The organism is Edaphobacter paludis (genome assembly GCF_039993895.1).
Taxonomy (GTDB): Bacteria; Acidobacteriota; Terriglobia; order Terriglobales; family Acidobacteriaceae; genus Edaphobacter; species Edaphobacter paludis.
In genome coordinates, this window is sequence record NZ_CP121194.1 from 2104664 (window position 1) to 2116596 (window position 11933).

7 protein-coding genes are annotated in these 11933 nt (G+C 56.8%); 2 read left to right on the plus strand and 5 right to left on the minus strand.

Annotation, left to right across the window (positions count from 1 at the left end; all coding sequences use genetic code 11):
* Positions 1-44 precede the first annotated feature (44 nt).
* Positions 45-1850: a hypothetical protein gene (locus tag P4G45_RS08670; protein WP_348266081.1), complete on the minus strand. Its 1806-nt coding sequence runs from the start codon at positions 1848-1850 to the stop codon at positions 45-47.
* A 217-nt stretch (positions 1851-2067) separates the two neighbouring features.
* Here P4G45_RS08670 and P4G45_RS08675 point away from each other — a divergent pair, with 217 nt between their 5' ends.
* Together P4G45_RS08675 and nagA are read left to right on the plus strand one after the other, a co-directional pair.
* Positions 2068-4230: a glycoside hydrolase family 20 zincin-like fold domain-containing protein gene (locus tag P4G45_RS08675; RefSeq protein ID WP_348266082.1), complete on the plus strand. Its 2163-nt coding sequence runs from the start codon at positions 2068-2070 to the stop codon at positions 4228-4230.
* Between the two features lie 19 nt (positions 4231-4249).
* On the plus strand, positions 4250-5377 hold the full coding sequence (nagA, locus tag P4G45_RS08680; protein WP_348266083.1) for an N-acetylglucosamine-6-phosphate deacetylase: 1128 nt from the start codon (positions 4250-4252) through the stop codon (positions 5375-5377).
* 45 nt (positions 5378-5422) lie between these two features.
* Here the strand turns inward: nagA and P4G45_RS08685 are convergent, their stop codons facing one another.
* From P4G45_RS08685 to P4G45_RS08700, 4 genes are all read right to left on the minus strand, one after another.
* Positions 5423-6976, minus strand: coding sequence for a hypothetical protein (locus P4G45_RS08685; RefSeq protein WP_348266084.1), 1554 nt, complete (start codon positions 6974-6976; stop codon positions 5423-5425).
* Between the two features lie 278 nt (positions 6977-7254).
* On the minus strand, positions 7255-9684 hold the full coding sequence (locus P4G45_RS08690) for a lanthionine synthetase LanC family protein (protein ID WP_348266085.1): 2430 nt from the start codon (positions 9682-9684) through the stop codon (positions 7255-7257).
* Positions 9681-10904, minus strand: coding sequence for a hypothetical protein (locus P4G45_RS08695; protein ID WP_348266086.1), 1224 nt, complete (start codon positions 10902-10904; stop codon positions 9681-9683). Before P4G45_RS08695 ends, P4G45_RS08690 begins: the two co-directional genes overlap by 4 nt.
* Before the next feature lie 144 nt (positions 10905-11048).
* Entirely contained in the window at positions 11049-11576 is a 528-nt protein-coding gene (locus tag P4G45_RS08700; protein WP_348266087.1) for a hypothetical protein, read from the minus strand.
* Positions 11577-11933 lie beyond the last annotated feature (357 nt).

Sequence of the window (11933 nt, forward strand, 5' to 3'; positions counted from 1 at the left end):
TCCGAAGAGCGCCCTCCTTTTTGCAACATGGATACATGGCTGATTTATGGAATGTAGTAACGAATGCCCGTGAACACCATGTTGTTGGTCCCTTTGGGCGCTCCGCCTACACCGCTCCAGGCGTTGCGCGTAAGGTAGCTATACTGCATGGCATATTGCAGCTTGCCGTACTTGGGACTGCTGTAGAAGCGATAGGTGAAGCCTCCTGTGCCTTCGATAACCGCACGGGTTGCTCCGGTGCAGTTCGCCGGGACCGCAGGGTTATAGCCAGTGGCTCCCGTTGGCGGAAGCTCCGTGCCGCAGCCCGTGTTATTGGCCGTTCTCGGGCCATAACCGGTGAGTTTACCCGCATTCGGTCCGGTCAGGTTGAGGAATGCAGTACGCTGCGCATACTCGCCGCCGGCGTAGCCAAACAGGTCCAGCTTCTTGTTGGGATGAAGTTCAAGCGAGAAGAGCCCCTGATCGGCTTTGATGGTTGCCAGGGTTCCGTCGGGGTGAACTGTGGTGTCAGGAAGCGTAGCGGTGCCATAGCGACCGACACCCGTGCCTACGAGGACATGTACGCCGACATCAGCAAAGCGCGTTACCGGGACGCGGGCGTTGGCAAAGAAGCCGCCGCCGGTCTTGGTGTCGTTTGCCGCGCCGGTAGCTCCTGTTGTGGGAACTGTGGTCACGCCGGGGTAGTAGCGGTCACGGAAGAAGCGAGCGAGTCCGCCGATCTCGTAGTGGCCGATCTTCGGATCGAAGGCGGCCTTCACTATGACGTCGGGGGCCACGTTGTTGGAGTAATTCGCGGTGGAGTTATACAAGCCGCCACCCGTACCAGCATTGCCAAAGAAGAAGTTCGAGTTCGCATTCGACGCCGAGAAGATATTCTGTGTATTTTCGAGCGCTACTGCCACCGTTGCCATGCCGAGCCTCTGCTGGATGCGGACGCCGGGCTGACGCTCCCAACTGAAACCGACGTGATACTGAGCGTCGATGGTCATCGGCAGGTTCTCAGTGCGGTTGTCGGTTCCCTTCTTGGTCTCGGTCACGAGCGACCACATCTGGCCGCCGGTAAGGGCGAAGCCCTTTTGGGTAGCAATCTGGCCCCAGATCTGGCGCTGACGCAGCGTGTAGCTGTTGCTCTGATTGTCGTTGCTGGTGACGCCAGCGGAGAGGAAGTCGGCCTCAAAATAGCCGGACAGTTTGAACGGCCCAGTGTTGCCTTCGAACAGTCCACCCAAACGACTCTGGCGACCGGAGAAGTTGAACTCGCTGGTATGCGCCTGAGCCGCTCCCGGATAGGGCGTGGAGTTGAAAGGAGTGTTTATGTCGGAGTTCAACGAACGCTGTCGGTAGACCGATTCCGCCGCGAAGAAAGCGACGGGAGTAATCTTGACGCCCTTGTAGTGGAGTGCCAGGGGCTCATCGATCTGTTTGGTCAAATCCTTCTTTGTGTCGCTGACCGTCTGCACCAGATCTGCATTTTTTGTCTTGAGATCCGTCACGGTGCTGTTCAGCGTGTTCACTGCGTCAGTGTTCGCTTGTACGCTCGAACTTACGCCCGCTGCCTGCGACTGCGCCTGTGCCGCCGCTGTGTTCGCAGCCTGCGCGTCCTGCGATGCCGTCGCCAGCTTGGCATCCTTATCGGCGTTCTGTTCCTTCAGGCTGTCGATCTGGGCCTGCTGGCTCTGCATCTGCTCGCGGAGTTCGCGGATCTGCCGCTCTGTTGCGCTCTCGGTTGCCTTCTTTTTTGCGACTCTCTTGTGGGTCGATTTCTTCGGCGTCGTGCTGGTCTGCGCTTGCATCGACACTGTACCTAACACCAGTATCGCTGCCATAGCCGCTTGTAGTTGCTTCGTCATGAGCCCTCTCAGGTTGAACAGAACATCCGGCAGATTTCCGGCGAGCCAGCCTTATGGCCAGATCACGCGCTGCCTTGCTCTTTGAAAACTATGGTTGCAAGCGAATGTGAATAGAACGCGAATTTTGCCGTCTATTCACACTCTTTTGACATAAAGGTCACAAAAGGACACCTACGAGCCCTGCACAATCTATGCTTTGGCTGATATACCGTTACGTATGCTATTTTTTCGCAGCGGGCTCCTGCTCCTCGCACTGACCACCTTCGCCTCCGCACAATCCTCCATCAAACTGATCCCCATGCCGCGCGAGGTGCATGCCACCGCCGACGTGCCGCTGCCCAATGGGGTCCGCGTCGTGTGCGCCGCGCCATGCTCCGAAGAAGACCACTTCGCCGCCACTGATCTTGGCACCAGCCTGCAGCAGCGCAATATCTCCTCAGTTTCGCCGTCCGGCTTCGTCATCGAGCTGACGCGACTCACCAACCACCCAATTCCGAATTTCACTGCCGAGATGAAGCCCGAAGGCTACGTCATCTCGGCCAGCCACGATGCGCTTACCGTCACTGCGGCCACCGCCGAAGGTCTCTTCTATGGTGCGCAGACCGTGAAGCAGCTCATCGTCGGCGATGGGCCGCGAGCGGTCCTTCGCGCTGCAAATATTCGCGACTGGCCAGCAATGAAGTATCGCGGCCTCGACGATGATCTCTCACGCGGGCCGGTGCCTACCCTGGATTTTCAGAAGAAGCAGATCCGCACGATCGCCACCTATAAGCTCAATATCTACTCCCCTTACTTCGAGCACACGCAGCAGTACGCTTCCAACCCGCTGATGGCGCCTCCGGGCGGCAGCCTCTCCGCCTCCGACGCAAAGGCTTTGGTGACGTATGCGCAGGCGTACCATGTGACCATCATTCCCGAGCAGGAGGCCTTCGGCCATCTACATCACAACCTTACCTGGGAGCAATACTCTGCGCTCGCCGAAACTCCTCATGGGGACGTTCTCGCGCCGGGACAGCCCGGCTCCATTCCCCTGATCAAGCAAATGTTCGACGAGCTTGCAGTCCTATATCCGGGACCGTTTCTACATATTGGCGCCGATGAAACTGTCGATCTTGGCACCGGCCAGACCAAGGCCGACGTCGACGCTCGCGGGCTGGGGGCAGTCTATCTCGATTTTATGCAGCGCATCGTCACGGCACTCCAGCCACTGCATCGCAAACTGCTCTTCTGGGGCGACATTGCGCAGGACTCGCCCGACCTCTTGAAGAAGATGCCCCAGTCGTTCAAAGACTCAACAATCGCCATTGCGTGGACTTACAATCCCGATCCACGCGGGTTCGACCGCTATCTCACTCCGTTTACCCAGGCAGGGTTTGAGACGTGGGTTGCGCCCGGTGTCAACAACTGGTCGCGGGTCTATCCCAACAACAGCTATGCGCTGCTTAATATTCAGGAGTTCATTCGCGACGGCCAGCGGCTTGGCTCAACCGGGGCGCTCACCACCATTTGGAATGATGATGGCGAGGGCCTCGAAAACATGAACTGGTACGGGATCCTCTTCGGGGCTGCAGCTTCGTGGCAGAAGGGCGAGTCGTCGATTCCACAGTTCGAAGATTCCTATGCCCAAGTCTTTCATGGCGACATGACCGGCGACTTGAATGAAGCGCAAAAGGAAATGATGCTGGCACACGATCTGCTGAAGCAACAAGCCAAGACCGGCGATGGCTCGGACGGACTTTTTTGGCTGGATCCCATGAGCAAGGATGGTCAGGTCTACGCCGACAAGATTCGACCCTATACCCATGAACTCCGTCTGCATGCCGAACGGGCGCTTACCCTCATCGCCGAAGCTCGAGCCGCCGCGCCAGCGCCGCCGAAGACATTCTCGGCCACCGCTGCGCCTTATAACCCTGCCGATGCGTACCCTTCAAATCCAACCAGCTTGCGGGAGACGGATGCGATCGACGCACTCGAATTGGGAGCGCGCCGCATGGACTTTATCGGCCTTAAATTTCAACTAGCCGATGAGATCGCCCAAGGCTACCAACGCGCTTATGACATGCGCATGACCACCGACCACGCGCAGCGCATGGACGTGGCACGCGAGCTTTCTGCCATCAACGGCACCAACGGACGCATCGCCGACCTGCGCGATACTTATTCCCTCATCCGGGATCTCTATCAGCAGGCCTGGCTGCGCTCAAACCGGCCCTATGCCCTTCGCCCTGTGCTTGAGCACTATGACTACACCATTGGGCTCTGGCTCGCCCGCAGCGACAAGATCCGCGTCGCCCAGCGGCAATGGGCCGATAGCCACACTCTGCCGACCGCGGCTGAACTCGATATCCCAGCGCCACCTCCGGCTGCGGCAATTCACTAGCCGGAATAGACTAATTTTGATGCCAACTACTCTTACCGGCCGCCGTCTTTGTACTTCGCAAGGTGCTATCGACCATCCCGTCATTGTTATCGACCAGGATGGCTTAATTGCCAGCATTCATTCCGATCCAGCAAACTCGTCGGAAGATGTTCTGACTAGCACCTTTTTCGACATCCATACGCACGGCGCGGCTAACTACGACTTAATGAATGTCAGCCCCGCTGAACTTGGCGTCATTAACAGGTTTCTCGCTACTAAAGGGGTGGGACACTATCTCGCTACTACTGTCACCGCGCCTATCGACCAGACGCTTCGGTCGCTGGACGCCTTGGCCAACGCTGTCGAATCACGCAGCGCCGCCAATGAGGCTCGTCCTATCGGGATCCATCTCGAGGGCCCGTTCATCTCGCACGCAAGAAAAGGCGTGCACCCCCCAGCCGATATCCTTCCGCCGGACATTGCGCTCTTCGACCGCTTCTACGAGGCTGCTCGGGGGCAGATCCGCATCATCACCATCGCTCCCGAGATCCCCGGCGCACTGGCGCTTATTGAACACGCTGCATCGCTAGGAGTAAAGGTCAGCATCGGACACACCGATGCCACTTCCGAAGAGGCACAGGCCGCCATCGCAGCCGGAGCCCGCAGCGCCACGCATACCTTCAATGCCATGCGTCCTCTTGACCATCGCGCTCCCGGCGTCATCGCCACCGTGCTCGACGACGACCGGCTCTTCGCCGAACTAATCTGCGATGGCATCCACGTTGCTCCGGAGGTAGTTCGCCTATGGTTCAAAGCCAAGGGGCCGGAAAAAGCCATCCTTATAACCGATAGCATGTCGGCTACCGGGATGCCGGACGGGACCTACACCCTGGGAACCTTTCAGGTGCAGGTAAAGGACGGTCGAGCCATGGCGAACGGCAGCCTCGCCGGCAGCGTTCTCACGATGGATCGCGCGGTTGCGAATCTACAACGCTTCACCGGATTGCCCCTCGACACGGCCGTCCGGTTGGCGTCGCACAATCCTGCAGCGCTGCTCGGCCTCGAAGAGGTTATTGGGAACACCGACGCCGGAAAAACCGCAAACTTCAACGTCTTCGATGCCTCGGGCCAACTCCAGGGCACAATTCTGAACGGTGTTCGTATCTAAGAATCTCCAACCTCTACCTATTTTCAAACAAATCCGAAAAGGCTTTTACTCAGTACTTCCATTGTCTTGTGCAGGAAGCATCTGATAACTGACGAAGGCAAGGTGATGGCTATCCGGAGCCCAGGACGGAACATTGATGGTGCCCGAACCGCCAACAAGGTTCACAAGCACCCTCACCTTTTTGGTATCCAAAGACATGATGCGGAGGGCGATATCTTTGTTTACCGGATGTCCCGTTACCCCCTTTTCGTAACTGAGAAAGACTATAGATTTTCCATCAGGCGAGGCGTGAGGTGTCCAGTTCGGCAGATCGTCGAAGGTCATCTGCTCCGGATCACTGCCATCTGAGCGCATACGCCAGATCTGCATACTGCCGCTACGGTCGGAGTTGAAATAGATGTATTTGCCGTCAGGCGAGCAATCCGGATCATCGCTGATGCCGCTGCCGGAGGTCAGAGCTATCTCCTCTCCGCCTTCAGCCGGAATAGCGTAGATGTTGCCGGAGCCATGGCTCGGGCGAGTAAAGATGATCTTCTTGGCGTCGGGCGACCAATTGTGAAAGTACGAGTCGGGATGTTCGGTGACGACGCGCGGCGTTCCTCCGCTGGAGGGAATGATGTAGACGCGGGATTCAGGCTCTCCCGGCATACTGCAACTAATGGCCAGCCACTTGCCATCAGGCGAAAGGCCGTGGCTGCCGTTGCACTTCGTGGCAGCGCCAATGTCGAGCGCCTCGGGCGTTCCGCCTGTTACGGGGACCGTCATAATTTTGCCGTCCTGATTAAAGATCAAAGCCTTTCCATCTCTGGTCCAGTTGGGAGCTTCAACGTGTCCTTGCGTCGTATAGATCACCGTTGCCACGCGAGCACTCTCGTCAATGGCAATCGTCTGGAGCGTGCTGTAAAGCGCAAGAGCAGAGGATGCGGCGGGCGTCAGCGTTTTGAGTTCGACGTTGGAGAAGACAGCCTTTTCCACAACCTTAACATCATGAGAGCAGACTCCAAGGCCGACATAGTATGGCTCGTCGAAATGAAGCTTGATGGACGCGCCCACCTGATGAAGCGGCTCGCCGTTCCGGCTTAAAAACATGGTGATCGTATCGCCACGCTTTTCGATGCGAATCCTCTTTGGCGACGAGATATTCAACTCAATGTCCTGCGTTGTCGCGCCCTTCTCTCTTCGATATTGCAACGCCGTCAAGCCTGAACCATGCTGCGCAGCGTCGGCATAGACAACGTCGGCGTCAAGGCTCTGACGAAACATCAACAGCGCTTTGCGATGGGGGCTGGGGTTCCTGGTCTTATTGGGAAAATCGATATCAGCCGTCAGCGATACATCGCCAGATACCTTCTTCCAGACGAAATCAAATCCGTCGACCGTAGACCACAGATTGGCGCCCGCCGAGGTAATCGTGTAGGTGCCCGCGCCCGGATCGTAGACGAAAGTTCCCGGAGGATTTACGCTGCCGACGTCGGTACTACCTTCAAAAATGCCCAGGGATTGGGCATTGGTTTGAGACAGGAGCGGCCGAGGTTGAGCGCATACGAGAAATCCTAAAAAGAGAAGGACTACTAGCCGCCGGCTGGATATTATTAACATAAAACCGCCTCAATGAGAATCAATTGCATCCTGCGCACGTCCGTAAATCGCGTTAGCGAAGATAGTCAAGGGAAGAAGAAAGGACAGTGCCCCACGCTAATTGAAATTTCCTGAAAAGTGAAATCGTGGACTTGAATCGCTCGGCGCGGCTTCCCATTTCCAGAATCTAGAATTTTGAATGGGTTTGTGAGTTGGATATGTCTGGATTTTCTGGCAAGACTCTTGAGAAAGGCTTTCACCTGGGCAACGCCAGGAGCCGTTGCGCTTCCTGCAAGGGTTTAAATCTTGGTAATACGACGTGGGGAGGGCCACCCTTCCGGCTCGAAGAATGGCATGCAGGCAGTATGGGGAGCAGACAGCTCGGCGGCGAGCAGCGCAACTCCCATCTCGCCTTTGTAGAGGCTCTCCGGAGGCAACTTGAACTCCATATAGTTTTCGGAGTTCCATGCTGCGGCGCGGGAAGCCAGTTCGCGAGCGCGTTCTAACCAGATGTTTTCTCCTGTGTGCTTGTAGAAGTTCAATAGTCCATATGCCTGCCCCGCAAAACCACAACAAAGGTTGGTGATAGAACTGGGGGTTTCCCACGCGTTCCATGCGGCCTTTTCCGCAATCCGCAGATACGCATCGTTACGGAACCTGCGATGCGCGGCTGTCCATAGGAAGATATGGCCTGCGGTGCCATTACACCAGCCCGGCATATAGCTTGCCGCACCGCCTTTCCTGCCTTGGGGAAGAACCCAGGGCCAGCGGACACCGCTGCCCCACGGTTCGGCGCATTCCATGAGCTGTTGCAGTCGTTCCTCCAGCCCGGAGGGTAGTTCTGATCCCGATGACTCATGCCAGCAAAGTGCGGCATACAGAATCCCAGCCCAGCCATGCGCAATTCCGGGATAAGTGATCACCGTCCCTTCACGGATTGGAGGCTGTTGTTCAATCTCCTGCCAAACCGACTTCATGGTCTGATTGCCAAATGCCATCAGCGGGGCGCGAGGCAAAACGTCGCCTTCTTCCAAAGTGTCCAGCAGCAGGGAGCTCACGAGCAACGTGCCGGAGCGGCCCAGAGCAAGATCGAGGTTGTCGCATGGTTTCTGCGAAGCCGCCATGAAGCCTTCCAACGCGATGGCTTGTGAGGGGACGTCGCACATCGCATGACTTACCAGCGCGTGCACCGCATGGATTCCGCTCAATGTGTGGTAGGGGGCAATCTGCCCGACGATTTCCGGAGTTATTTCAATTTCGGAGTTGTAGAACGAATCGTTGTTCTCAGGTTCCGACAGCGCCCGACGACACCACACGTCGGCAAGCGAAAGTAACGCGGCGTCCTGATGTCGACACGCGATGCGATAGAGGGCATAAGCAACTCCGGCGGCGCCGTACGTCAACGAAGCCTTGGGCGCAGTAGGTAGACCGGAATTTATAAGGCCTCCGGAGAATCCGACCCGGGCAAGTTCATGTTCCAGCACACGGTCCAAAGCCGCCGCATCCACGGTGGTACCGCTCCGGATCCATCCACCCTCCGGCATCGGGGCGCTACTGAAAGCATCGGCAAACTCGGACATTGAGATAAAGCGCGCAGACGGATCTTTGCTAAGCGCCTTGCCGAGCGCCCTCTCCGCTTCGGGCCAACGAGCCATGTCCCGTCTATCGAACGGTAGGGGCCCGTCCTCCGCGATCTGGCGCATCATCTCATCTCGTGTCAGGGAGAAATCGATGTAGTTTGTGCCTGTGAGAAGGGAGTAGAGCAACGCGGCCAGAGCATATTGCTCGCCAAGCCGACTAGCGGAAGGAGGTTGATTGCCCTGCCGGACCGCTGTTGCATACTCCGGTTCAAAGTAGAACCCAACGCCTCCTCGGTATGGTTCGCCAAATTGTTGATTTACGTTTTCCTCCCAGGCCAGACCAAAATCGACGATCGTAACCTTATTCGCATCGTCCACCAGAAGGTTGCGGGGATGAATATCAGAATGCGTAACTCCCTGATCATGCAATCGAGAGTATGCGCGGAGAATGTTGCAACAGAGATCAAATAGCTTACGCTGGGCATCCGCGCTGCGGTCCTGACTCAGCATGGCGGCTGCACTTCCCGCATCAACCCCATTGCACCACTCAAGGAGGAGATACCGGCGATCTTCCCATACACCTTCGTCCAGCAGGGCGGGGCTCACCGAGCCATCCAATCGGCGGAGGATTGCAGCTTCGCGATGAAACATGCGGCTGCTTTCAGGGGGGGCGCCGACGCGCAATATCTTCAACGCAGCTACTTGACCGGTTGGGCGCTTGACTTGATAAACCTCGCTATCCTCGAGAGCCTGAAAGCATTGCAGCACTTCGCATCCCGCCACGGTTTCGCCAGCGTGGAAGGACGGCTGAATCTCCTCAGCGTCGTTGGAGTCGGGTGGAACCAACAATCGCCATGAAATCAGCTGGGTGAGCATGGGAAGAGCATCTTCGAGTGTGTGCTCCGGGTCGCTTCCCACCGCCCGGCTGTAATAGGCCACGGCCTGACCAATCGTCTTCGGGGTTGCAAACTCACGCAACAAGGCTGCGGATTGCGAATCGAGAATGCGGGAAGGGGTGCGGGACTGAGGACGCGAGATAGCGAAGTCGCCGTCATTGGCCTCCACTTGCTCGCGCAGTTTAGCTGCAAGTTCCTCAACGGGAGTGATGATGATGCCTTTGGGCAGAACCCATGGATCGGTGATGCTCATGCAGGATAAGCCTCCGCGTCAAAGCTGCGCTTCTGATCTGTCCCTGCCGGTGTCCAGGAACGCGTATCGACGCCCTCAAGCTGCAGGCGTCGCAGGGCGAATTGCCATGGCTCAAGCTTAGCCGTGTTCTCCGTACTCGTTGCGATCAACGCCACGGCCAGCCGATTCGTCACCCAGAGCCGCCAGCTCTCACGGCCCAGCCAAGGCAACACCTGCCCCTCTGCCGGCGGATCCACTCCCCATGACAGCAAACCATCACTACTAAGCTCAGCAGTAAACGGCACCCCCTGTGCCGGGCATCCAACCAATTCCCTCTTTAATTGCTCTGCTGTTGCAATCAAATCCTCGTAGCTGCTGAAGTAAGCCACCATTTTGTCGGGACGCAGTAATCCCTGGGCGCCTTTGCCGATCTTGAATTGGCGCACTCGGCAGCGGCTCAACACTGCAAGAATAGTGGGCAAAAACTCTTGGAAGCAGTCCGTTCTAGGACTGATGTATAGTTTGCATCCGATTCTCGTCGGCTTGCCGAAAGCAGTGCGTGAGCCAGAACTGCGTGATTGCCAGGCAAGCCAGCCTTCGTTAAGGGCAGCGTCGGAGATCTTCGACCACTCGCGATCAAGCAAGTCCTGATTTTTTCCGTTCTGTATGCCCAGGTACTCGGCAATTCCGTTCGGGCCTGCGAGAGTTTTTTTCCAGAACGGTGAGAGCGGCGTGCGGTTGTAATTGTAGAGGCGGTTGGAGAGGGTCAGGCGATCCGTAAGTCCCAGGGCCTGTCCGTAGCGCAGAGCCTCCAGCGAAAGACGCTCGATAAATCCTTCTGCACCGGCAAAGGTAGAAGCGTCTTCATTGCCGGGGTCGATCAAATCGGCAGCGTCCGCTCCGCAAAGAAATTTGCCATCCTTCTCGACAGCCAGCACGCTGTCAAGAATCAATCGTGTAATCTCCTGGTTGCACTGCTCTCCGAGCCTCTCGCGTACATATCCAGGGATCTTCCCCGGCTGCTGTAGCGTCAGGTAGAGCAGAGCGATATCTCGTGAGACCGATTTCGCACCCAGACCTGACTCCGCCGATGGCTGAAGAAGTCCATAGAAGTCAGGATCCTTCCGGAAGTCTTTCAGCATCTCGCGCTGCTCGGGTGGCAGCCGATCGAACAACACTAATTCATATCTCGGGTTCGCTCGGAGCACCCATTCCGAGATGTTCAACAGAGAACTCTTCATATCGAAATCGACTCGAGGACAAGGAGGACAAGTGAGTACTACGCGATTGAGCGGAAGCTATATCCAGACCTAGCTTCCGCTCAATTCGCTCCAACAGTTCCCTGTATCAGGAACTACGAAGCGCCCTCGTGTGCTGCGTGCATGTCACTTCGCTTTCTTCCCTTCCTTCGCTTCTTCATCAATGCGGCCTTCGAGATGCTCAATGTCCTTTAGCGCGGCGTTGAGCTGTGCCTTCACCTCAGCCAGGGCCTCACGTTCGATGCCCTGATAAAGGATCGTTCGATTTTCTGTACCCGCGCAGTAGATGGTTCCCCCGCACGTTACTCTCGTGTCGAGGCAAGTGTAGGTTCCGAACTTGCAAGGCAGGATTGACGGCGTACAGTGAGTGAGTACGCCGTATGTGCACTGAAGCGAACATAGACAGTGGATCGTCGGCGGACGGCAAATGACAGTGGGGTGGCAACCGCCTGAGGCGTAGCAACCTCCCGAAGCGTAGCAGCCGCCTGAGGCGTAGCAACCTCCCGAAGCATAGCAGCCTCCCGATGCATAGCAGCCACCGCCCGATGCATAGCAGCCACCGCCCGATGCGTAACACCCTGCGGTGGGGTTGCAGATGATGGGCCCGCTAACCTTGGTGATGTCGATCATCAATTCTTTGACGTCGAATGCCATACTTCCACCTCTCTCTCCGGGCAGACAGAGCTAGTCTGCCAATCGCAGGCGAGGATTGTACATGCGTTGTAGAGATCCATGCAATATTATTTAACGAATAATTCCATCTGTGAATTTGCGGAAGACATTTTTCACATCATCATGTAAAATGCGACCCAAGCATTGTGGGAATGCAATTGCACCGACCTCTCCAGGCTGGCGGTATCTTTGCTTCATTTGAAACAGCATCCACCAGGTCACTTATCTATGGGCAATTGCATTTGGGGCGGCACGCATCAACGTTCCGCAAAGTAATTGAAAGAGACTCCGGGCCCGATTCGTCGCCAGTTCGCTGTTCGGCTCTGATCCGAAGGGTAA

What these genes read in the sequence shown, in the direction of transcription:
- P4G45_RS08690 (WP_348266085.1), bottom strand. Translation starts at nt 9,684, where the DNA reads ATGAGCATCACCGATCCATGGGTTCTGCCCAAAGGCATCATCATCACT.
- P4G45_RS08670 (WP_348266081.1), bottom strand. Translation starts at nt 1,850, where the DNA reads ATGACGAAGCAACTACAAGCGGCTATGGCAGCGATACTGGTGTTAGGT.
- P4G45_RS08695 (WP_348266086.1), bottom strand. Translation starts at nt 10,904, where the DNA reads ATGAAGAGTTCTCTGTTGAACATCTCGGAATGGGTGCTCCGAGCGAAC.
- P4G45_RS08685 (WP_348266084.1), bottom strand. Translation starts at nt 6,976, where the DNA reads ATGTTAATAATATCCAGCCGGCGGCTAGTAGTCCTTCTCTTTTTAGGA.
- P4G45_RS08675 (WP_348266082.1), top strand. Translation starts at nt 2,068, where the DNA reads ATGCTATTTTTTCGCAGCGGGCTCCTGCTCCTCGCACTGACCACCTTC.
- nagA (WP_348266083.1), top strand. Translation starts at nt 4,250, where the DNA reads ATGCCAACTACTCTTACCGGCCGCCGTCTTTGTACTTCGCAAGGTGCT.
- P4G45_RS08700 (WP_348266087.1), bottom strand. Translation starts at nt 11,576, where the DNA reads ATGGCATTCGACGTCAAAGAATTGATGATCGACATCACCAAGGTTAGC.